Origin of the sequence: Maribacter sp. TH_r10 (genome assembly GCF_033101095.1) — a bacterium.
Classification (GTDB): domain Bacteria; phylum Bacteroidota; class Bacteroidia; order Flavobacteriales; family Flavobacteriaceae; genus Maribacter_A; species Maribacter_A luteus.
Genome location: NZ_JAWMPY010000001.1, coordinates 1,170,198 through 1,194,449, shown reverse-complemented (window position 1 = coordinate 1,194,449; position 24,252 = coordinate 1,170,198). Strand labels below are relative to the sequence as shown.

Genomic DNA, 24,252 nt, shown 5'->3' with positions numbered 1-24,252 from the left:
GTTTTTTGGTTATCCAAACTGGTTGACCAATTTGGATAACCAAATATATGTTATTAATGTGTTAAAAAAAAATCCGAACCCAAATTAAATGTTAAAATTTAATTTGGATTGGATTTTAGCCCCTTCTATTTTACGAAATACGTAAAACAATCCGGTAAAATAAGTTATTCCATAAAATCTACTCGAATAAGAATAGCAGGTTTTTATTATATGTTAAGACTCTTTATCACCAAAATAAGATACCGCACCACCACTCAAGAAATCTTCCCTTACAGGGCTAAAGGTGTCAATCAGCATTCCTTCTTCCAAACAAACCGCACTATGTAATAAATTTGGCTCTATATAAACCCCATCGCCTGCTTCCACAATTTTCTTCTCCCCATCAATTTCAAACTCAAATTTACCCGAAACACAGTAGGTAGCTTGTGTGTGAAAATGTTGGTGCGGCGCTCCTAATGCCCCTTTTTCAAATTTTACTTTTACCATCATGATCTGGTTATCGTAACCTAAGAACTTTCTTGACACTCCTCCTCCAAGTTCTTCCCATTCCAATTCTTTAGAAATGACGTATTTCTCACTAAATCGCTTCATTTTTTTATTTTTTTATGATTAATTTAATTGTAATAATAAGAACCCACCCAAGTGTAATTCTTTTCATTTATTTTCAATGTATGTTTCGCTTCTTTAGAAGCGTTCGTATTTGCAATAATAAATAGTTTAGTATTTCCTTTTATAGTAGTAATTGAAATAGCTGTATAGTCCACTGTATCCAACACCACTTTCAACGCTGCAATATTACTATTGGAATTCACAGCAGATTCCGATACAGGGCTATAACTACCATGTGCTTCAACCACCGAAACAAAAAGACTGTTTTGAACTTCTTTTCTCCGAATTAGAAAACCTGCTTCTCTTCTAAGGTTAAATTCAGGGTCATTCGCTCCTATTCTAACAAACCTTAGTTCATCATTTTTCAATGTCGCCGACGTTAAGGTGTAGAACCTCCCTTTATCCAACCAGCTTAATTTGGTGTTTTCCCCTATTGGGTGCCCACTGCCTTCCGACCATAAATGTTGATATCCATTTTCTTTCCCTAAAGGCTCAAGTATTTGCGGAACCTCGTATTCAAAATTCGTTTTTAATACTTGCCCCATAAAATAAAAGGGTAGGTCATATTGATTTACACTATCTGATTTTACTTTGAATATATCAAGTAAGAATGGCTTTTCAAATCCTTCTTCCTTAATAATGGCCATGGTCCTATGCATTTCCGTTCCGGGATAGGCATTTGTTTCCTTAGCACTTACCAATTGTATCTCGGGTTTAGAAACATCAAAAAGGTACAAATCTGGATGATACTTGCTTCCAATATCAAAATTACCCTGATAGTGGGACTTCCCATTCTGCACCAACGTATTATGGGCAATAGTCTGTTTGGCCCATGTTTCATTTTCCTTTAAATAGTTGCCACCACCTTTTTGTTCAATATTTACAAAACGTGCCAATCCGTAATCCTGTAATACTTCATCCCCTTTTTCATAGAACGAAAAGGACAATTTATCATAATGACCATGACTTGAACCTTGGGCTGCATATTTAAAAACAAGTTCTAAATCTTCACTTCGTAAAATACCGACACCTCCCTGCTTTCCATCCGGACCATCGGTTAAGTTGATTGATTTTTTGTCGAACGGCTTGGCTTTTCCATTTTTTATACCAAGTGCAACTGCCAAACCAGAATCATCTAACAAGACTTTGTTTTGTTTTGCAGCAATGCTTAACAAGCCTGGATCTTGATTTCCGAAATAATAAGAAATATCAACGGCTGTAACCAAAGCATCATTATAATAAGACATTCCTTTTTGTCCGTCGTTAAGCGGAAAAAAATCCCCATCTGCATCAGATAAATTCAACAGCGCGTTGATCGATTTTAAAAGAACACCATCTTTATATTCAAAAATTTTCAATTCAGGTTTTACGTTGTGTAGCCCTTCAGCAAAAATCAAAAATGGATACATTGCATAACGTTGATAATACGGACCTTCATTATAATAGCCATCTGGTGAAAAAGGTTCTTCTATATTGGCTAAAAAACCAGCTTTTCCATCTTTATTCAAAAAACCACCATCATCATCTTTGGCTGTTTTGTCCAAATTCACTCCTTTGATACCATATAAGGCCCGATCAATCAACTCTTTATCATTCATTACCAAACCAATCATACCAACAGCTGCATTACCCCATGTACTATGGTTATGGACTCTTTGGTAAAACTGCGGACTGTCCACAGAAATATGATCTGCAAATGGTCTAAAAAGATTCTTTTCTAGTTTCTTTCTTTCGGCTTTACTTAAATAATTATAAATACAATCGTAAGCCTGGCTAACATAAACCAACCAATTGGAATCGTTTAGGCATTGCCAAAACAATTTACCCCTGGCGTACGACCTTGTTTTAGGATGCAACGGTAATGTTCTATACATTCCTTCATATTGCATTAGCATGTCTTTTACGTACTTAGCATATTTTTCGTCATCCAAAATTTGGTATAAAACACCTGCTTTTTGCATGACTACCATATTACGCTTGTGTCTTACATGTGTGTAACCACCTGAATAATCCTTTGGGATTGGCGTATCAATGCCAAGAGCTATTTCGGCATCAACCTCTTCTTTCACTTGTTCCAAGGTTGCGTCAAAAATGGGAATACTACCCAATTCGGCCCTGATTTTTTCTACCCCTGCTTTGGTTAAAATCAGATTTGGATGCTCTTGAGCTTGATTAAGAATAGGGCATAGGCTTATTAGTAAGCATGTCACCGATATTAGCACCCTATTTATTCTTTTTATATGCATTCTTTTCATTTACTTTTCATAAGTATTTTACGAACTATTTCTTTTATCCTGCAAACTGTCTCCCGAAAACAAATGAGTTATTCTGACCCTTGTTTTCAATATGGATCAATACATTAACTTCAACTTCAAATTCTCTTCAACTTTAATCTCACCCGAGTTTGAAATTTTATTATCAGATGCTACATTGTTCTTTGCTCCCCACAATAAAGCAACCAATTCTACCTTGTTATCAGTAAATGTGTTCTTATTGATATTGACATTCACAATCCCCCTATGGTTCAATAAAATCCTATTCTTTTCTTTACTTCCACAATTTGTAAAAGTGCTATTGGTGACCAACAGATTACCTCCGATCGTAGATTCATCATATCCACCCCTATAATAATCGATGACATTTTGGTTTACGTTGGTGAACGAACAGTTATCAATGGTTAAATACTCGACATTATAATCTCCTTTATCATTTGTCTCCTCTGATAATTCTATTCCATTCTCACAATCGGAAATACTTGTGTTCTTAAATGTAATTTCTTCTGCAAATGTCTGCTTGTACGCTTTTAAAACATAGTTAAAGTTGTTAATATCACAACCTGAAACCGTTAATCCGAAGTGATTTGACATATTTTCCTTTAAGTTGGAAAAAGCTTGTTGTTTACCGTTCCCTGTAAGCGACACATTCTTAATATATAAGATTCCGTAAGGATTCAATTCGAACACAGGAGTATTGTCCGCTCCCGTAAATATGATTTCCGCTTTTTCATTTTCCTTTGATTGGATCGTTATGGTTTTATTGATTATTATCGATTTTGACACATTATATTGTCCCGGACCCAAAGAGATAATGTCCCCTGCTTTGGCAGCAGCTATTTTTTCTTCTAATTCTCCCTTAGCAGAAGTAACTGCAATAACACTAGGCTCTTGGGCTTCAATACTATTAGAAAACCAATCAGCCCCGTATTTAGTTTTGTCCAAAATGTTAGGATCTTTAAATTCCCCTTGAACCGTTGCCCCGATCGAGTTCTTGTCCTCTCTTGAATTTCCAAACAGATCATTTGTTATTTTATCAAACCCAAAACCTTGATAAATATCAAATTCGCTTGATAATTCAGGTAAATAAATATACTCACCAACTTTCGTCAATTCAAATTCAGTTGCCTTGATTCTTGTAGTATCACCAAAATCAACTCCTTGGTTATTGATAATGTTATTTTTAAATTTTACCCCATCAGCCTTGTCATGCTCAATAATCACATTTTTATCCCCTATCTTATTGTAAATGATATTATTGGCAACCTCTGTTCTAAGTGCCCTTGCAGAACGTATTTCCGATTTAGGAAGCACATCAGCCTGCGCTATATTGGTTCCCACTCCAAATTGCCATGGCGATTTACAATCAACATAGGTGTTATATGCTACTACAACATCAGTAACTTGATTATATCTATTTAATGGCGATTTTGGAATTCCGTTCATAACCGCTAAAGGACTCCTGAAGTTTTCACCGATAATATTATAGAAATAATTATTGATAACCCAATGCCCTGTATTTACAAGTCGTATTCCCCCAAAGTTTTTGTTTACACCATCACCGATGAAATAATTACCATCTATAACAGCGTAATTACCATGACGTGTTACGACAGAACCTTCACTTTTGTAGAATACATTGTTTCTAATCTCATTAAAGTTGGTTTTACTGGAAATAATTTCAACTTCCCCATTACACTCTTCAAATAAATTATTGGCTATGGTCGTATTACTTGGCGACATAGAGGTAAAACTACTACCCAATTGAATAGTTTCGCCTCTGGCACCACCTTTTCTAGGTCTTGGCCCAAAATGGTTATTCACGATTTGATGATAATTCCTTATGCTTTGGTTTCCTTTTAAATCTACCCTGACTGTTGGGCCACCATTGGTTTTACCTGCAAGATAACAATGATCCATTGTATTATGTGTACCATAAAACTGAACCCAAAGATCATCTTTATCACGCTGTAACTGGTTGTAATCCAGAATTACACAATTAGTAACCCTAGAGTGGTTGGCTACTTTTTCTTCACTTGTTCTAAATGCAATTACATTACCGGTCGGTGTATGGCCATTTCTAAAAAACAAGCCTTTAACGACCAAATAATTTCCGGAAATTTCCAAATTGGAAACACCTTCAATAAATACTTTACCTGGAGTTTCTGCCTTTATAGTAATCGGTTTGTCTTTGGTTCCTTCTCCTATAAATTTTAATTGAACATCTTTCCAGTCGCCATTGGCCAGAACTATTTCAGTTCCAGGTTCGGCTTCTAGAACAGCTTTATCAAATTCCGCAAGGTTATGGACCAAAACATCGGTCACCGCTCTTTCCGAGCATGAAATTGTCAAGACTAAAATTAGTAAGGGGAAAACCTGTTTGAGGATATTGAAGTTCATTGGAATAGATTAAATTGGTTAACCAGTTTGGTTTACCAAATATATGTATATTTGTGGAGCTAACAAATTTTTAGCCTATAATTCCTAATCCAATAATTTTAAATACGACATTATATTAAAATGGAAACACCCTCTTAAATGAGACTATCAATTACCGTTATGAATATTCCATTTCCAAAGCATTTCAAGTAAAACAGGTAACCTTAAAAATAAGGAAGTTCATCACCAAGATAGCATAATTTAGAAGGAAGACGACATACACAAAGTACAACCTAAAACCGGAACTTATGAAACGCACTAGAAGACAATTCCTTAAACAATCAACTCTTGCAGGTTCTGCCATGATACTTCCTTTATCGGGGATTGCCGGCCATTTAATTGAAAAACCTAAAATTAATGAAGCCGGACCAAACATATTCTTGTTTTCGAAACACCTTCAATTTTTGGACTACGATGCCATGTCGGCAGCAACCGCTGAGATGGGTTTTAATGGGGTTGACTTAACAGTAAGGCCAAATGGCCATGTATCCCCGGAAAAAGTGATCGATGATCTGCCAAAAGCTGTAGAGGCGATGAAAAAGAACAATTTACTTCCGGTAATGATGACCACGAATGTTCTTGATGCCCGTAACAAAGAGACCTCATCTGTTTTAAAAACAGCTGGCGCTTTAGGTTTCTCCCACTACCGTACAGGATGGCTTTCATATCCTGAAGATAGATCTATTGATGAAAGCCAAGCCATATACGCCCAACAATTTAAAGAATTGGAGATTATTAATAAAAAATATGGTTTAGTAGGATGTTATCAAAACCATGCCGGCAATCATGTGGGAGCACCAATTTGGGACCTACCTCCTATCCTAGGCCAAACACAAAACGAACACATGGGTTGCCAATACGATATAAGACACGCTATGGTAGAAGGCGGAAACTGTTGGGAACTTGGATTAAGGCGCATACAACCTTATATAAAATCCATCGTAATCAAGGATTTTAAATGGGGTAAAGTGAACGGAAAATGGCAACCCGTAAACACTCCTCTCGGAGAAGGGATGGTTGATTTTGAACACTATTTCACATTACTGAAAAAGTATAACATCAACGTACCGATTTCCCTGCATTTGGAATATGATCTTGGCGGTGCCCAACGTGGAGCATCCAAAATATCGATTCCCCAGAAAGAGGTCTTTAAACAGATGAAAAAAGATTTAACCTATTTAAAAGAAACGTGGCAAAAAGTAAATCAACAATAAACTTTCTAACATCAAATCATGGCCCGAGCATTAAAATCAACCAAGGAAAAACTAAAAACAGTCAGTACGGCAACTATTGCGACTTGTCTTTTTAAACGAGGATTGAAAAATCAATTCATACAAGATGTCAAACCTTTAAAATTGAACAAACCTACGATGGTCGGTGAGGCATATACATTAAGGTATATTCCTGCCAGGGAAGACCTAAACCCAATAGAAATATTCAGGGACGCCAAACACCTTCAGAGAATAGCGGTTGAAGAATGCCCCGAAGGTGCGGTTTTGGTCATCGACAGTAGAAAAGATGCCCGGGCAGCATCGGCTGGTTCAATTTTAGCCACCAGATTGATGGTTAGAGGTGCAGCCGGCCTCGTTACCGATGGCGGGTTCCGTGATTCTGCTGAAATTGCCGAATTGGATTTACCTTCTTACCATAATCGCCCCTCAGCCCCCACCAACTTAACCCTTCACCAAGCGATAGCTATCAACGAGCCGATAGGTTGTGGGGATGTTGCCGTATTTCCTGGTGACATTTTAGTTGGGGATGACGATGGGGTAATGGTAATCCCGGCCAACATTGCCGATGAAGTTGCGGACGAATGTGTTCACATGACCTTGTATGAAGAATTCGTAATGGAACAAGTAAATAATGGTCATGCGGTCATAGGCCTTTATCCCCTTGTTGACGAAAACATTAAAAAAGAGTTTGAGCTATGGAAGAATATGAAGACTGACAATCATTAATATACTACCATAATAATTTGAATTTTAATAAGGGGCGAAATGATGAATTTCGCCCCTTATTTTTTTAAGAAAAACTCTTTAGAATCATTCTAAAGAACTAAAAACCACTCGTTCATGCAGCAAATCCTGACATATGTCATGTTCTTACCTAACCATTAAACTTAACTTTATAACCTCTAAAAATGAGATAAACAACCATTTGAAAATGGAATCGAACCTATCAAGTAAAGATGTATACACACACTCCGGTGTTGTTTCCAAAAAAGACAATGGTTCACTGGTTGTTTCTTTAGATGAAAACGTTCATTGTGAATCTTGTCGGGCCAAAAGTACTTGTGGCATTTCAGAATCCGGTTCCAAAGAAGTAGAAATAAGCACTCCAAACGAAACCTTTAATATAAACGAGCATGTAAATGTTGTCCTAAGGAAAGGATTGGGTCTAAAAGCTGTTTTCTGGGCTTATATTTTCCCTTTTCTACTCATGGTATTCACTTTAGGGGTTTCATCATTATTCCTAAAAGAATGGATGGCAGGTGTATTATCCCTATTGATTTTGATTCCTTATTACCTAACACTCTATGCCTTAAGGAACGTCTTTAAAAAAACATTTAAAATTTCTGTCGTAAAAATATAGCCAATAATGAACGAATCTATATTAAATAGTGTCCTTTTACTAGTTTCTTTAGGAGCTGTCACGGCCTTGGTCCTGTATGTAGTCTCAAAAAAATTCTATGTATACGAGGATCCGTTGATTGCAGAGGTGGAAGACCTTTTGCCAGGGGCCAATTGCGCTGGCTGTGGTTCCCCTGGATGCAAATCATTTGCTGAAAAACTGGTAGGAACTGAAGATATATCGGATTTATTTTGCCCTGTAGGAGGAAATGACACCATGAAATTGGTAGCTGAAGCCTTAGGCAAGGAAGTCGCTGAAAAAGACCCAACGGTCGCCGTAGTCCGCTGTCAAGGATCCTGTGAGGTTCGGCCAAAAACAACCGAATACCAAGGACCGAAATCCTGCGCCATATCGGCCATGATCTATAGTGGTGAAACTGATTGCCAATACGGTTGTCTTGGTGATGGGGACTGCGTAACAGCCTGTAAGTTCGATGCCATGTTCATGGATGAAACTACCGGACTCCCCATTGTGATAACCGACAAATGTACATCTTGTGGTATGTGTGTTGAAGCTTGTCCTCGTGACATTATCGAGATGCGACCCAAAAACAAGAGGGACTTAAAAGTTTATGTAGGCTGTTTAAATGAGGAAAAAGGTGGTATTGCCAAAAAAGCCTGCTCAGTGGCCTGTATAGGATGTTCAAAATGTGTAGATGCTTGCCCGAAAGAAGCTATAACCATGGTCAACAACTTGGCCTATATAGATCCCGAATATTGTACATTATGTAGAAAATGTGTTCCTGTATGTCCTACGCACTCCATTATTGAAACAAATTTCCCTCCACCAAAAGTAAAAAAGGTAGTGGAGAAAAAGGTAGAAGCTGACCCCTCAGGCGAAGTTAAATCGGTAAACCTTGTAAAAGATGCTTAAAACATTCTCAAAGGGAGGTATTCATCCTCCCGAAAATAAACTGACCTCCTCAAAGAACATTAAGCGACTGTCAGCGCCCAAAGTCGTGTATGTACCTATAGCCCAACACATTGGTATTCCTGCCGAAATCGTTGTTGACAGAAAAGACAAGGTAGAAATTGGTCAGGTCATTGCTAAATCCGGTGGTTTCGTTTCTTCGAACATACATTCCCCCGTTGCCGGTACCGTTACCAAATTGGATATGGTCATCGATTCCAGTGGATACAAAAAACAATGTATTGTTATACGTACAGATGCAAAGAACGAAGCCAACTTTCAGGAAGTTGATTATCCCCTTAAAAAGGAAATAACCCTTGAACCCGCGGAAATCGTAAAACGAATTTCCGATTTCGGAATCGTTGGTTTAGGCGGTGCTACTTTCCCTTCCCATGTAAAACTCAACGTCAAGGAAGATAAAAAGATGGATCGTCTTATTATCAATGGTGTCGAATGTGAACCTTATTTAACGGCAGATCATAGGTTGATGCTCGAAAAAGGGGAAGAAATAGTCGTAGGCATAAAAATCTTAATGAAGGCCCTTCATGTAAATAAAGCTGTCATTGGTATCGAGGACAATAAACACGATGCGGTTGAATTATTCAAACGATTAACTGCCGACGAAAAAGAAATACAAGTAGCTGCCTTACAGGTTAAATATCCCCAAGGTGGTGAAAAGCAATTGATAAGTGCCATTTTGAATCGTGAGGTTCCAAAAAACGGTCTACCTATGGATGTAGGTGTGGTCGTGAATAATGTTGGGACGGTTTTCGCTATTTATGAGGCCATTCAGCATAACAAACCATTGATCGAAAGGGTCGTAACCGTAACCGGAAAAAAATTGGACAACCCCTCTAACTTTTGGGTTAAGATAGGCACTCCGATCAAAGACCTTATCGAGGAAGTAGGTGGTATGCCGGAAGGTACCCGAAAAATAATAAATGGTGGACCCATGATGGGTAAAGCCATTAAAAATACGGACGTACCTGTTACCAAAGGCACCTCGGGCATCCTTATCGTCAATGAGGATGAAGCTTGTAGGGGCGAAGTCAAAAATTGTATCCGTTGCGGCGAATGCGTCAATGTTTGCCCCATGGGACTTGAACCCCACCTTTTAATGAACCTAACAGAGAAAGGCATGTATGAAAAAGCAGCCCAAGAAGATATAATGACATGTATCGAATGTGGCTCCTGTAGTTATGTATGCCCTTCAAACCGTCCTTTATTGGATTATATCAGGTTTGGAAAAAATATTACTAAAAATTTAGCATCTTCTAAAAATTAAATACATAATGGATAGCCCCCCAATTGTTATTTCGGCCTCCCCACACCTTCATTCTGAAAGAACTTCAAAAAAAATAATGTATGATGTGGTCATAGCATTGGTACCCGCATTTTTGGTATCATTGTACATATTTGGCTTTAACGCATTGATAACAAACTCAATAGCCATTATTTCATGTTTGCTGTTCGAATATCTGATTCAAAAATATCTCATGAAGACCGAGGTGACCATAACCGATGGTTCGGCTCTGTTAACAGGACTACTTTTGGCCTTTAACGTACCTGCCGGACTGCCCATTTGGATGATCATCGTAGGTAGTTTAGTGGCAATCGGTATCGCAAAACTTTCATTCGGTGGACTTGGTTTCAACGTGTTCAATCCTGCTCTTGTCGGTAGGGTTTTCCTTTTGGTCTGTTTTCCCGTTCAAATGACACTTTGGCCAATGGCAGTGGTAAACAACACTACGATTGCAGATGCCGTTTCCGGTGCTACAACTTTAGGTATCATAAAAGAAGGTTTACAATTTGGAGGAACAATGACCGAGTTAAGTGCCAAGATTCCTTCAAGTGTTGATATGCTTTTAGGTATCACAGGAGGTTCCCTAGGGGAAATGTCGGCTATTGCCCTTCTACTTGGAGGTTTATATCTTATGATTCGTAAAGTCATCTCATGGCATATTCCAGTAACGGTATTACTGACCATGGGTATTATGACAGGTATTTTCTGGTCAATAGACCCCGAGCATTATGCCAATCCGGTTATACATTTATTATCTGGTGGAGCTATTCTCGGAGCTTTCTTTATGGCCACGGATATGGTTACAAGTCCCATGACCAAAAAAGGGATGGTTATTTTCGCGATAGGCATCGGTTTAATTACCGTTATCATTCGTTTTTACGGAGCTTATCCAGAAGGCATCTCTTTTGCCATATTGATTATGAATGCTTTTGTACCCCTAATCAACAGCTTTTTTAAACCACGCAGGTTCGGTTCTAAGATCAAAGCCAAAATTATGTAGTTATGAGTAAGAAGGAATCAACATTTTTGAACATGGCCCTGGCACTTATCGTGATAACCTTAGTGGCCGGATTCTCTTTGGGTTTTGTCAATGACCTGACCATGGGACCAAAGGCAGAAGCCAAATTGGCCAAAAAAGTCAATGCTCTTAAGGCCGTACTACCGGAATTTGACAATGACCTTGTATCCGAAGTAGTTAAGATAAAAACCCCAATAGCAAAGGATAGTGTAGAAGTTTACCCAGCTTTTAAAAGTGGAAAATTCGTAGGAGCCGCCGTTATCGGTGCTTCGGAAAAAGGCTTTAGTGGCTTGGTGAAAATCATGGTAGGATTTAAACCTGACGGAGGCATACAAAATATCGTCGTACTTGAGCAGAAAGAAACCCCTGGACTTGGTACCAAGATGAAAGAAGAAAAATTCTTGGGACAATTTCGGGATAAAAATCCAACAGACTATGACCTAAAAGTCTCCAAAGATGGTGGAGAGGTCGATGCCTTGACCGGAGCTACGATCAGTTCAAGGGCCTTTACCGAAGCTGCCCAAAGCGCCTATGATGAATATATGAAAATCAAGGATTCTTTAACCAAATCGAACAACTAGAAATTATGGCCAATACCATTGATCAAAAGCAAAATTTCTTAAAAGGTATCGTCAAGGAGAACCCCATCTTTGTAATGCTTCTGGGCATGTGTCCTACTTTGGGAGTTACTTCATCGGCATTTAACGGATTCGGTATGGGAGTTGCCACCTTATTCGTACTCTTAATGTCCAATACGGTCGTTTCCCTTGTCAAATCACAAATACCGAGTAAGGTCAGGATTCCTGCCTTTATCATCATAATCGCTTCTTTCGTGACCATAGTTGAAATGGTCTTAGAAGCTTTTATCCCCTTTCTTTACGAGCAACTGGGCATCTTTATCCCCTTAATCGTGGTAAACTGTCTCATTCTAGGAAGGGCCGAGGCCTTTGCCTCGAAAAATGATTTAAAATCCTCGGTGTTGGATGCACTTGGCATGGGACTGGGTTTTGTACTTGCGCTTACCGTTTTGGGTATAACCCGAGAAATTCTGGGTAATGGAAGTATTTTCGATTATAAATTCGTTTCAGAGGATGCGAATACGTTCATCCTTTTCATTCTACCTCCAGGAGCATTCATAGCCTTGGCCTATCTATCAATCTTGTTTAATAAACTAACCGCTAAAACAGCTTAGAATGGACTATATCGTAATACTCATAGCCGCTGTATTCGTCAACAATATTGTACTATCGCAATTTTTGGGCATCTGCCCCTTTTTAGGCGTTTCCAACAAAATATCGACTTCGGTGGGTATGGCAGGTGCCGTAATGTTCGTAATGACCATAGCGACTACCGCAACCTATCTATTGCACAATTATATTCTACTTCCTGCAGGGTTGGATTATCTACGGACCATAACCTTTATCCTGGTAATTGCCGCTTTGGTGCAAATGGTAGAGATTATCCTTAAAAAAGTGAGTCCACCTTTATACCAGGCTTTGGGGGTTTTTCTTCCACTGATTACCACGAATTGTGCAGTCCTTGGTGTTGCTATCCTAGCTTTGGGTCTCGAAAACAGCAGCCTCTTAAAGGCCGTTTTCTTCGCTTTCTCCAATTCTCTTGGATTTGGTTTGGCTTTGATCGTCTTTGCCAGTATTCGCGAATATCTGGAACTCGCCAATATACCTGAAGGCATGAAAGGTGTACCGATCAATTTGTTGGTAGCCGGACTATTATCCTTGGCCTTTTTAGGGTTCACAGGATTGGTATAATCGAAAAATGTGACCAAAAACAAGCCATAATAGCACAGCCATTATAAGTTGAAAACCAAAATCCAGCAACCTGGGTCTTGGGTCAGTTTATTTGTTAAATACCTACCTTAAAAACAAATCAATATACGCTATGGTAGACTGAAACCAATGGTGATACAAACAAAATGAATGAGTCGCATCCTTAAATTCATGAACCTCTGAATAATCCTGTTCTTATTACGGATTATGGTATTCCAACCCCCGGGGTAATTACCAAAATAACCCAAAAACCTTTTGAATCGACTTCATGGTTTCAGCATACCCACCAATGGAAGTCCTAAGGATCTTAGCTCATCTACGACCAATCTTGAAACCGACAATGCCCCTTTTTTGGACAAATGTGTATTGTCCTCCTTTCCGTTTGGATAGTACGGATGCTCCCCAGGTTTAAAGTGAAGGTGTAGTTTTTTGGACCCTTCGGGGCCACAGGAGATTTCCAACTCCTCGGTTAAATATTGAAGGTCAACAAATGGAACCTTTAATTCCTGGGCCACCAATCGTACTTCCATAGGATATTCGCCGTGTGTATCGACCAAAGTCCCAAATTCATTGAAATTTCTTCTTGCAATGGATGAAAAAAGTATTGGGATTGCCCCCTTTTCCCTTGTTTCCTTGACAAATCGAATCAAATTATAACGATAGGCAGTATGTGGATTGGTATAACGGGTCGAATCCTTTATCTTTTGATCGTTATGTCCAAACTGGATGAACACATAATCATTTGGTTTTAATACTTTGCAAACCGAATCCCATCTTTTCTCATTGATAAAACTTTTTGAACTCCGACCATTAACGGCCCTATTGTCTATCTTCACTTCCTTGGTAAAAAAAAGTGGCAAAACCTGCGCCCAACCACGTTCTGGATTTTCATTGGGATTATCCTTGTTCGCCATTGTCGAATCCCCAATACAATAAATCGTTGTCTCCTGTGCATTGCCGATTGCACCTAGGAACACGAAAACCATCAAAAATACTTTTACTTTCATTTCCTGAAATTCAAATACCATGGTTTACCCTCTTTTTTTTGATTCCCAAGAATATTCCCAACTGTGTATTTTTTAGCTTCCGATTTTTTTATCTGATAGGACCACCCCACCCGTTTACCGGGTTGAAATCCTGGCCCGCTGCAATTATATTCCGCGTAGAACGTCTCACCCATGGCTTTCTCGTTAGACCAATTATCCCATCCCTCTGGGATGATATGATCTCCCATAAAACAATTGATAAAAACGGTTTTTGCATACGTTCGCCATGGTCTGCCTAAGTATACTTTACCCAATCCCGGAGTGCCCGTAAGTTTACAACCCTTGAAAACATAGCCGAATTCCATATTTTTTGAGGTAGAGGCAGCCGTGATAAAGGAATCTGATTTACTGTGGATTACACTATTCTGAAAAAGTGCTGTCGCCTGTCCAAAAATAAAGTCGGTCGTTCCTTCGATATAGCAATCCTTATAGTATTGCCTAAAACCTTCCCCTGTGGTATATAAGGTATCTTGATTTCCTTTGATTTTACAATTCTCAATTAAAACGCGGTCCGCATTTACCGCTAGGGCCACAGCTTGTCCTTTTTGGCCGGCAGTATTTTGAAAGGTAAGGTTTTCGGCATAAAAGTCATTGCCCTGCACCAAGAATGTAGGGGTATGGAAGGTACTGTTTCTTCCCAGATTCAATCTTTCAAAATAATCATCATAAGTAATGATGGTCTTATCCTTATCCTCCCCAATGATCGACATATGTGTATTCCATTCATAAACCTCAACTTTTTCCTTATAAATTCCATTTTTTATCTTGATGGTTACGCGCCTGTCAGGAAATCCCTTGGCACTATTGATGGCCTCTTGGATTGAGGTGAAATCTCCTGTGCCATCCTTGGCCACAACCATATTGTAGATATCGATATCCCCTTTTGTTTTGGCCTTTCCCATGATTTTAGCCTTCCACTTCGGATATTTTACCAATACCTCCAGAGGTTCATCGGTATACCATTTATAACCATTTCTACGCTCTTCCCCTATTTCTTCTATGCTTTCTTTTTTAATGCCATCACGATCACAGAAAAAAGGTCTGTTATCCTCTAATTCCATAAACCTGGCCCAAAGGGGTTTGGCCCCAGCGTCAGGCACCATTATTTTTTTTATCAATTTACCGTTGTCATTGTAGACACGCTCTTCCCGTAACCCTTCAATTTTTGTTTCCTTAAACCATTTCACGGCGGATTCAATCGCTGCTACAACCCCGTCTGAAGGGTTTTCAACACTTAAAAGAAGTAAAACGATCTTTGCGGATTCACTCCCACTTAATGAAGGCAACTCATATGATCTTGCTTTAGCAGGAAGTAAGGTGTTTTCATCATGTTGGGCACACCACACGGTCAACTTTCCGTTTTGCACATATTGTGTTTTCAGAATGCAATCAATACCTTTTTCAAAGGCCAGTCTAGCCTTCTTGACTTTTTCGACAGGTATATCGAGATGTACGAATCCCTTTGAACCGGCAATATCCTTTAGGATACGAAGCACATTTACCATGGCGTCATCATTATAGGTTATGTGCGTATAATAGCCCTTGCGCAAAGGGTAGAATTGCGGCCACCCCCCATTTTCGTACTGGGCATCCAAGAGATAATCCAAACCCTTTAAAAAGGCCGTTCTATATTGCCCATTTTTGGTTTGTTGGTACATTTTGGACAGGAATATCATTTCTTGGGTAGTAGCCCCATTGTCTATGGTACATCCTCGAGGTATCGATTTCAGTTCATTCAATTCACGCTTTTTCCCTTCAGAAAAGGGCTTGTGCATTTGAATGTTCTTTGGCCACCCCCCAATATCCCTTTGAAACAACAAAACATTCCCTGCTACCGCCTTAGCCTCAATTGTAGCAAACCAAGAACTGTCTTTCAAGTGGGTAATTTCTTTCCACGAAGCAACCAACACCTGTGTCTGTGCATAGGTGATGTTGGTTAGTATAAAAAACAGGCTACATCTTAAAAAATTGAACATATATAAAAATTTAATCAGGGCGTAAAACGAATCCAATCAATATCTAAATACCCCGCATTATTGGTTATACCTTTCCTTTGGGCAAAATACCCGATCTTGGCTCCGATCCACTTCCCTTCCCGGGCTACGAATCCTTCCCCAACATTTTTAAAAGTTTTACCGTCCTCACTAAAACTAAATAGACACTTTCCCCCTTTATTGACCACTATTCTTAAATACAGTTCATTGGACTTTACCTTATAGGATTTTCCCACTGTTTCAATACCTTTCAAATCGGCATTATCACAGATTACCTGAGAGACATACAATTCATCTTTCTCCTGTTTAACTTCGAGGTAAGCATAAGATCTTCCCATTATCAAAAAGCCTGCTTTCTCACCATCTTCATGAGCGCGGAAAGCTACCTTTGTTGTTGCTGTGAATGTTTCGGAGGGCCATTTTTGTAATAACAAATTCGGAACATCCCATAAATTAGTTACCCCTTCAGGAATTGCTTGGCAAAACAGTCTAAAATATCCGTTGGAGGTCGGAAATCCCCAATACAACTTCGGGTTTGCATGCCATTGCCATTGCAATTCGAGTGAAGTTGTATCAAACCCATCTGAATCCGGAGGGGTTACTTTAGGATACATTTTACCTACATTGGGTTTTTTATACCCCAATACAGGCACACCAATACCATTGCCCTGATCCTTACCGATAATGGGCCAATCGTTTTTCCATTTCATTGGTTGTAAATGAACAACACGGCCATAAGCCCCTTTATCCTGAAAATGGATAAACCAATCCTCACCCGTAATCGTATCGACCCAAGCACCTTGATGTGGGCCGTTTATAGGTGTTGCACCTTGCTCCATCACAATTTTTTCTTCATAGGGCCCTAAGACATTTTTTGACCGCAATACCAATTGCCAACCAGTAGAAACACCTCCTGCCGGTGCAAAAAGATAATAGTATCCATTTCTTTTATAAAATTTAGGACCTTCGATCGTGGGTTGTTTTTCATGACCATCAAACACCAAAACATCATTTTCCACAGTTCTGGTAGCATCAGGTGACATGGCACAAACCATCAGCATGCTCTTTATTCCCGCCCTGCTTCCTGCGAAGGCATAAGCTAAATATGCTTTTCCGTCTTCATCCCATAAGGGAGCAGGATCAATCAACCCTTTTCCACTTTTTATCAATTGGGGTTCTGACCAATTGGTATTGGGATCATTTGTCTTGATCATGTAAATACCAAAATCCGGATCTGGATAAAATATATAATACATGCCTTCATGAAATCGAATACAAGGTGCCCATACCCCATTACCATGCTGCGGCATATCAAAAACATCCAAAGGCACTTGTTTTGGCAAAGCATGGTTTACCAACTGCCAGTTGACAAGATCTTTCGAATGAAGAATAGGTAATCCCGGGATACAATTGAAGGAAGATGCAGTCATATAATAATCCTCCCCTACCCGAACTACATCTGGGTCGGAATAATCAGCATGCAAAATCGGGTTGACATACGTACCATCACCTTGATCGGATTGCCATACTTCCGATATAGACTGTTGGGTTTGTCCTAAGAGCCATATTGGGGCCATAAGGAATAAAAAACAATTCTTTGTAACAAAAATCCCATATGGCACCAATGCACTTTTACTTCTACGTACCATAATTAATCCGTCTCAGTAATTCTTAGAGCTATATAGGGTTTTAAGGGTAAACGAACTTCTTTCATATCCTTATCAAAAACACGATACCCGTCTACTTTCCTGGTCTCAAAAATCTGTGGATCTGCTGTAATGGTCATATCCCAAGCATCAATAATGTCTACCTTGAATTTGGCACCGGGTTGTAATCGTTTTTTATCCCCATTTTTTATAGGAAGGGAGAATATCCAGGACTCGTTCATTTCTTCCCCGAAGTAGACCAGATAATATCCCTTACCTGCTGATGATGTTTTTAGATCCCGACTGATATCGGACATGATCAAGGGCCCTGGAGCGTCTTCCAAAATATTTCGTAAAAACGAAATCCGTTTCCAGCTACTTCCTTTTAAAGAACCTCCATCTGCCCAAAAAATAGTATCCTTTTCGCCACCATACATGTAGGTCTCCCCATGGGTTACGTAACCCCCTGAGATAACTCCGTTCCAAACCATATTTGTCATTTTCTCTGGGCTCAACCTTCCCCACCGTTGCGATAAATTACCTTCATAACCCACTTCATCCAACACAATAGGTTTCTTATAGATATTCCTTAAAGTTGCCGTGGAATAGGAGTTGAGGACCGGGGCCTCATCCTGAATACTGACATGGGTCAACCCTGGTTTTGTATAATCATAATATACCGACGTAGGACCATGAATAGAACACAAGTGACCGTATGGGTCGTTCTTACCCACTGTTTCTATTAGGGCATCCCAATCGGCAACAGACTTTGATTTTAGGAATTTCCATTCATTCGCAATCGACCACCATACATTTTTAAAGGAAGCCAAACGGGTCGTAATATATTCCAGATATCGAACATCCATTTTTTCTGACATTGAATCAAAACCCCAACGTCCTTTGTCATAGGGATGGAATAGGATCAGATCGGCCTGTATTCCCTGTGCGGACAATTCGTCGATTCTTTTTTCCAAATGCTGAAAGAACTCCGGGTCAAAACGTTCAAAATCCCATAAAAAAACTTTATTACCCTCTTCGTCCTGTGTCATTTTCTTTATCTTAAATGGATAACGAAGTGGTTCTTCATGCACCAATTTGTAACTCTTTGGAAACACACACATCCTTACTTTATTAAAGCCTGATTTTTTTAAAGTCTCAAGTGTTATTTCTTGAAGTTCCTCTCCCATGTGGATCCATGCATAGGCCGTGGTACCGAAAGGGTAATACTGCTTGCCATCGGCATATTTGAAATGATACGTATCGGCAACCCTTACTATACCGTGGTTTTCACCTGTGGCCCTTACACATTCAATATATCCTTTCTTATTGTCGAATTCCTTGATATTACTAGTAATCGTATAGTTCCACCTACCAATTTCTTGAGGCATAAAACGAATCTTGTACGTATTATCCCCATCGTAAAAACCATTTATTAAAAACGTGGTGTCGGCATTATAGAACTTGGCCCTAAGTTCTACATCAGTAAACCCATTACCTTGTATACGATGGTTTAAACCAATCTCAAAACGGTTCCATTGTTCAACCTTTTCCTGTGAAAAAACAGCTGTTTCACTTAGGACAAACAGCAGACCGGCAATCAGTATTTTGGAAATTTTCATAAATCAATTGTTTTCTTTTCTATATTGCTTTTCTGGGCAGCCTCAATAACCATAATTACATGCATAGCCTCTGTTGCCGTGATGTTTAACGGTTTATTGTTTCGAATTGCCTCGTATATTCCTTTATAATATTCCATATAATCACCGCCCAGTGTCGGAATCTTTTTCTTAACAATCGCCCCTTCAATTTCAGTATGCAATAGTCCTTCTTGACTTTTAGGCTCAAGGCCCCAATCCTTTGTACCCGGTATTTTACCGGCTTGTAACTCTGCTTCTTGAACGTCGCCCTTGGGTTTTATAAACGACCCCTTGGTACCGTGAATGACAATTCCCGGTAATGCCTCTTTCACATAATAACTCGACTTTAAGGTTACCCTATGCGAAGCGTAGAACAGTTTAACATCAAAATAATCTACTACCCTTGAATTAGGGCGTAACGAATCCAAGTCAGCAAATACTGCCTTTGGCACCCCAAACAAATGAATGGCTTGATCAATTAAGTGGGAACCCAAGTCGTACAAGCTCCCTACACCCTCGGTAGGTATTTCTTTGTGTGTTTTATAACTCAGTTCCGGATCAAAACGGTCATAACGGATTTCCGCATCCACAACTTTTCCCAGCAAACCATCCTTTAGCACCTTTTCGACCGTTTTACAGTCGCTGTCATATCTTCTATTATGATAAACGGATAGTTTAACACCCTCCTTTTTGGCTAACCCGATCAATTCCCTCGCTTGGGATGATGTGGCCGTAAAAGGTTTTTCCACGATGAGATGCTTCCCTGATGTTATCACCTTTTTGGCATAATCATAATGGGTAACACTAGGGGTATTCACAACAACCAATTCTATGTTGTCATCTGCCAATAATTCTTCCAAACTTCTAAAAGTCTTAATGTCGGGGTATCTTTTCCGTGCATTGTTTTTGGTCCGCTCCCAAACCCCATACAACTCAAAATTTGGATTTACGGAAATAAACGGGGCATGAAAAACCGAACCACTAATACCAAAGGAGCATATTGCTGTTTTTATAGGTTTCATAAATTGGTTTTATTATTAGCTAAAAGTGATCCTTATTTTTTGATACTTTTTATTCTCTTGGCCTGAGGAACCAAATCGGTTAGTTCCCCTATTTTGATCGGATTCCCCGTCTCAATACTATTTCGCGCACCAATTCCGATAAGTATGGACATGATACCATCCCTGATCCCTGCTGATCTGGCATAAGGATCTTCTGTTTCCGGGGTTTTGAATATTTTATCATGCAAACGTTTATCCCCTCCTCCATGGCCACCTTTCTCAGTAGAAACCGTTATAGTGTCAAAATCATTCCAAAGTTTATGTACGATTATGTTTTCTGACATCGCCTCTTCCACGGCATTTTGCTCCATTTCCTTGGCATGCATTTCTGCTTGGTCAACGTTGGTATTTATGTTATAGGGTATATCCAAGGATGCTTCAATCCTACCTTTTGTTCCGTTAAAGGCTATCCTCCAACCTTCAAAAGGTGAATAGGTGGTTAATGAATAATTTACGGTAACATCATTGGCATATTTGATCTGTGCCGACATTTTATCATAAATATCTATTTCGTCCCTAAACAAACAATTATCCCTAATATAACCATCGTGGTTTTCGTTGGCCACATATAGATCCATTAATCTTTGGTTCTTGGTGATATCGAAATAATACTCACAATTTGCCTTGTGCTCACAGGTTCTACAACTTGCACCCTTAAATGGTCCATTTGAACCATAATGTTCCAAATTACCATATGCGAATACCTCACTTGGGTCTGCATTCAACCACCAGTTCAGAAGATCAAAGTGGTGCGTGGCCTTATGTACCCATAGGGAACCTCCTTTATCCTTTAAGCCATGCCATCTCCGAAAATAAGAAGCCCCATGATAGGTGTTCAAATACCAATGAAAATCAACCGACGTTATATCCCCAATCGTATTGTTCATCAATAGCTCCTTGATTTTGGTATTATATGGACTCCATCGATAATTGAACCCGACGATTAGGTTTTTTCCTGATTTTCTTTCTGCATCCAGTATTTTTTGGGCCTTGTCCGCATCGGTTGTAAGTGGTTTTTCCGTTAATACATCACAACCATTTTCCAATCCCTTGATAATGAACTCATGATGGGTGGCATCAACCGTGGTCACGATAACCAAATCCGGTTTGGTCTTCTTCAGCATTTCATCAAAATTGGTGAACAAGGGACATGTAACGCCAATATATTTCTTAGCATAGTTCAATCTACCCGAATTCACATCACTTAAACCTACAAACTCCAAGATATCGGAATACTCATCCACCAATCTTTTACCCCAAAAACTCGTGCCACGGATACCGGTCCCAACAAGTACGACCTTAAGTTTCCTTGATTCTCCAAAACCAAAAGATTGAACTGGAAAAGCACTGGCTGCTGCCAACATGCTTATTGATGTCAAAAATTTTCTTCTAGAATTTCTCATGTGGCTATATTTTATTTATCAAGTTCCAATGCTGCGAATATAAATGGACCGGTACCCTTGGGGTCGTTCGAACGAATGATCTCATTAATATAGTAGTCAAAGCTACCGTCCCTGTACGGATCTCCACCTAAACCAGCCACACCGCAACATTTATTCAGGTTAATGACCCCATTGTCCTCAATGGTGATAAATTGCTCTATAATGCCCTCAAAACCTTTCTTGGCATACTCGAGATATTTTGGAGGGATATACCCCTTATTGGCGGCTTTTGCCAAGGTATAGGTAAACATAGAGGTACCCGTTGCCTCTAAATAATTTCCTTCTTTTTCGGGCATATCAAGTACTTGATACCAAGCACCTGTCTTATCCTGATACTTTACAATGGCCTCAGCATACCCATTTAAATACCCAATAATACGATCCCGGCCAGGATGGTTCTCTGGAAGGTAATCCAAGACATCTACCAATGCCATACCGTACCAACCCATACCCCGTGACCAAAAATTTTCTGAAAGTCCGGTTTCCTTATCTGCCCATCTCTGCGCTTTACTTTCATCCCATCCGTGGTAATACAGTCCCGTTTTAAGGTCTTTATTATATTTCTCAATAAGATCGAACTGCAATACTATTTTATCCAAAACTTTTTCGGCTTCAGATCCGTCCATAAACTCCATCGCATAGTTCGCATGAAATGGTTCCGCCATAAAAACACCGTCTAACCACATTTGATAAGGATAGCGTTTTTTATGCCAATAACCACCTTCCGAATTAGTTGGCTGACCTTCTAACTGAAGATGTAGGGAATCCATCGCCGCTTTAAATCTCGGTTCTTTGGTTTTTTGATACAAGTAGAAAGTGACATCCCCGGACTTGATCATATCTAAATTGTAATTACTTAATTTATAGGTTTTTATACTACCATCACTATTGATCATACGATTACCATAATCATAGATATAGTCATATAGTTTTTCGTTCTTTGTCTGAGTATATACCCTTGACATGGCCTGTAGGACCAAACCGTTAGTATAGCTCCATCTTGATTTCTCTTGGAAATCGAGTAGGGTTGGATCCGGAAAACGATGTATTTCCGAAAGAGCCATACGTTCTGACCATTTTAGATTGGTCGGGACCGACATTTCCACGGATGTGTTTTTTGAATCCTTACTTTTTGAAGCTTCCTTGCAGTTGCAAAAGAAGAAGAGAAGAATAACGATTGGAAGATAAATTTTGTTCATTTAGATGTGTGTTTTTTGTCTAAAATATTATTGGTCTAGTGAGAGTGCTGCTAAAATGAAAGGGCCGGTACCATGCAGATTATCAGTCTTTATCGTCTCACCAACGTAGTATTCAAAAGAGCCGTCACGATATGGATTACCTCCCAGGCCTGCACTACCGCAAATTTGGGTCAAATGAATTTCACCATCTTCTTCTATTTTCACCAATTCACCAACAATGCCATTAAATGCTTTCTGGGCCAAGGAATAATACTTTTCAGGGAGATAACCCTTTGTATGCCCTTTCGCAAATGCATAAACGAACATACATGAAGCAGAGGCCTCCAAATAATTACCTTCTTTATTTGGTAGGTCGGTAACTTGGTACCAAAGACCCGTATTATGCTGATGCTTGGCCAAAGCCCCCGATAGCTTATTTAAATAACCTATGATTTCATCGCGTCCTGGATGTTCCTCAGGAATAAAATCAAGTACATCTACCATGGCCATCATGTACCAACCCATTGATCTTGACCAAAAACCTGGGGATTTACCCGTTAGTTTATCCGCCCATTCCATTTGTTTACTTTCGTCCCACGCATGGTAGAGCAAACCGGTTTCTTGGTCATAGGTATTTTGGTACACCAACCTGAATTGTTTAACGATGTCATCAATTTTATCGGCATTCTCAAAACGAGTGTTATAAGCCGCGTAAAATGGGGCTCCCATATACAACCCATCCAACCACATCTGATTGGGATATATCTTTTTGTGCCAAAATCCACCAGATTTTGTCCGGGGATGTCCCTTTAATTGTTGTCTAAGGGTCGTTAAGGCATGTAGATAACGCTCGTCATTCGTTTTATCATAAAGGTAAAAAAGCATTTTACCCGAATTGATCATGTCTATATTATAATCCTTCAACCGGTAATTCAGGATTTGACCAGAACTATCAATGACTTTTTGGGAATACGCCTCCACATAATCACTGTATTTTATATTTCCGGTTTTCTTCAAGAGCTCTTCGAATGATGTACATAGTAGTCCTATCTTGTAATTCCATTTTACAACCGAATCATTTTCTGTCTGCCATGCCTCTGGATGACGTTTTATTACCGAAAGTGCCATACGTTCAGACCACGGCAAACTATCTGAAATGACCATAGGATTCAAAGGTTCCTGCTCATTGGGTGCCTTAACTGATTGCTTACAGCCAAAAGACAACAATAAGAACAGAACCAATCCGACGATTTCAAATCCAACCTTCATAAACTTATGG

General features: G+C 39.4%; 20 protein-coding genes. 9 read left to right on the top strand and 11 right to left on the bottom strand.

Annotation, left to right across the window (positions count from 1 at the left end; all coding sequences use genetic code 11):
- Positions 1–213: 213 nt before the first annotated feature.
- The 3 genes from R3X28_RS04925 to R3X28_RS04915 form a co-directional block, all read right to left on the bottom strand.
- Positions 214–591 (bottom strand): cupin domain-containing protein, encoded by a 378-nt coding sequence (locus R3X28_RS04925; protein ID WP_154362667.1) that lies wholly within the window; start codon positions 589–591, stop codon positions 214–216.
- A gap of 23 nt (positions 592–614) precedes the next feature.
- Positions 615–2,855 carry an alginate lyase family protein gene (locus tag R3X28_RS04920; RefSeq protein WP_317662871.1) on the bottom strand — a complete coding sequence of 747 codons (2,241 nt, stop codon included), beginning with the start codon at positions 2,853–2,855 and terminating at the stop codon, positions 615–617.
- A gap of 105 nt (positions 2,856–2,960) precedes the next feature.
- A complete protein-coding gene (locus tag R3X28_RS04915) occupies positions 2,961–5,282 on the bottom strand; it encodes a chondroitinase-B domain-containing protein (RefSeq protein ID WP_317662869.1) in 2,322 nt (773 codons plus the stop codon).
- A gap of 287 nt (positions 5,283–5,569) precedes the next feature.
- On the opposite strand from R3X28_RS04915, the gene R3X28_RS04910 reads away from it, so the two are divergent.
- The 9 genes from R3X28_RS04910 to R3X28_RS04870 all read left to right on the top strand — a co-directional run bounded on the left by R3X28_RS04910 (position 5,570) and on the right by R3X28_RS04870 (position 12,951).
- Positions 5,570–6,535, top strand: coding sequence for a sugar phosphate isomerase/epimerase family protein (locus R3X28_RS04910; RefSeq protein ID WP_154362673.1), 966 nt, complete (start codon positions 5,570–5,572; stop codon positions 6,533–6,535).
- Between the two features lie 18 nt (positions 6,536–6,553).
- On the top strand, positions 6,554–7,279 hold the full coding sequence (locus R3X28_RS04905; RefSeq protein ID WP_317662865.1) for a ribonuclease activity regulator RraA: 726 nt from the start codon (positions 6,554–6,556) through the stop codon (positions 7,277–7,279).
- Between the two features lie 205 nt (positions 7,280–7,484).
- Entirely contained in the window at positions 7,485–7,913 is a 429-nt protein-coding gene (locus R3X28_RS04900) for a SoxR reducing system RseC family protein (RefSeq protein ID WP_282053467.1), read from the top strand.
- A 6-nt stretch (positions 7,914–7,919) separates the two neighbouring features.
- Positions 7,920–8,825: a Fe-S cluster domain-containing protein gene (locus R3X28_RS04895; protein ID WP_317662862.1), complete on the top strand. Its 906-nt coding sequence runs from the start codon at positions 7,920–7,922 to the stop codon at positions 8,823–8,825.
- Positions 8,818–10,146, top strand: coding sequence for an electron transport complex subunit RsxC (rsxC, locus tag R3X28_RS04890; protein ID WP_317662860.1), 1,329 nt, complete (start codon positions 8,818–8,820; stop codon positions 10,144–10,146). Before R3X28_RS04895 ends, rsxC begins: the two co-directional genes overlap by 8 nt.
- A gap of 7 nt (positions 10,147–10,153) precedes the next feature.
- Positions 10,154–11,164, top strand: a complete 1,011-nt coding sequence (locus R3X28_RS04885; RefSeq protein WP_317662858.1) for an RnfABCDGE type electron transport complex subunit D — start codon at positions 10,154–10,156, stop codon at positions 11,162–11,164.
- A 2-nt stretch (positions 11,165–11,166) separates the two neighbouring features.
- A complete protein-coding gene (locus tag R3X28_RS04880) occupies positions 11,167–11,763 on the top strand; it encodes an RnfABCDGE type electron transport complex subunit G (protein WP_317662857.1) in 597 nt (198 codons plus the stop codon).
- Positions 11,764–11,768: 5 nt separating this feature from the next.
- On the top strand, positions 11,769–12,374 hold the full coding sequence (locus R3X28_RS04875) for an RnfABCDGE type electron transport complex subunit E (protein ID WP_154362688.1): 606 nt from the start codon (positions 11,769–11,771) through the stop codon (positions 12,372–12,374).
- A gap of 1 nt (position 12,375) precedes the next feature.
- Positions 12,376–12,951, top strand: a complete 576-nt coding sequence (locus R3X28_RS04870) for an electron transport complex protein RnfA (protein WP_109648965.1) — start codon at positions 12,376–12,378, stop codon at positions 12,949–12,951.
- A 284-nt stretch (positions 12,952–13,235) separates the two neighbouring features.
- Here R3X28_RS04870 and R3X28_RS04865 read toward each other — a convergent pair whose 3' ends face one another.
- From R3X28_RS04865 to R3X28_RS04830, 8 genes are read right to left on the bottom strand one after another with little or no spacing between them, the layout of a single operon-like run.
- Positions 13,236–13,976: a rhamnogalacturonan acetylesterase gene (locus R3X28_RS04865; protein WP_154362690.1), complete on the bottom strand. Its 741-nt coding sequence runs from the start codon at positions 13,974–13,976 to the stop codon at positions 13,236–13,238.
- Positions 13,973–15,991: a pectate lyase gene (pelA, locus tag R3X28_RS04860; RefSeq protein WP_317662852.1), complete on the bottom strand. Its 2,019-nt coding sequence runs from the start codon at positions 15,989–15,991 to the stop codon at positions 13,973–13,975. The genes R3X28_RS04865 and pelA overlap by 4 nt, the downstream gene beginning before the upstream one ends.
- Positions 15,992–16,005: 14 nt before the next feature.
- Positions 16,006–17,658, bottom strand: a complete 1,653-nt coding sequence (locus R3X28_RS04855) for a glycoside hydrolase 43 family protein (protein ID WP_317662850.1) — start codon at positions 17,656–17,658, stop codon at positions 16,006–16,008.
- 2 nt (positions 17,659–17,660) lie between these two features.
- Positions 17,661–19,274: a DUF5060 domain-containing protein gene (locus tag R3X28_RS04850; RefSeq protein WP_317662848.1), complete on the bottom strand. Its 1,614-nt coding sequence runs from the start codon at positions 19,272–19,274 to the stop codon at positions 17,661–17,663.
- Positions 19,271–20,314, bottom strand: a complete 1,044-nt coding sequence (locus R3X28_RS04845; protein WP_317662846.1) for a Gfo/Idh/MocA family oxidoreductase — start codon at positions 20,312–20,314, stop codon at positions 19,271–19,273. The genes R3X28_RS04850 and R3X28_RS04845 overlap by 4 nt, the downstream gene beginning before the upstream one ends.
- Positions 20,315–20,346: 32 nt before the next feature.
- Positions 20,347–21,756 (bottom strand): Gfo/Idh/MocA family protein, encoded by a 1,410-nt coding sequence (locus R3X28_RS04840; protein WP_154362698.1) that lies wholly within the window; start codon positions 21,754–21,756, stop codon positions 20,347–20,349.
- Between the two features lie 11 nt (positions 21,757–21,767).
- Positions 21,768–22,994, bottom strand: a complete 1,227-nt coding sequence (locus R3X28_RS04835; RefSeq protein ID WP_317662844.1) for a glycoside hydrolase family 88 protein — start codon at positions 22,992–22,994, stop codon at positions 21,768–21,770.
- A 27-nt stretch (positions 22,995–23,021) separates the two neighbouring features.
- Positions 23,022–24,242, bottom strand: a complete 1,221-nt coding sequence (locus R3X28_RS04830) for a glycoside hydrolase family 105 protein (RefSeq protein ID WP_154362702.1) — start codon at positions 24,240–24,242, stop codon at positions 23,022–23,024.
- Positions 24,243–24,252 lie beyond the last annotated feature (10 nt).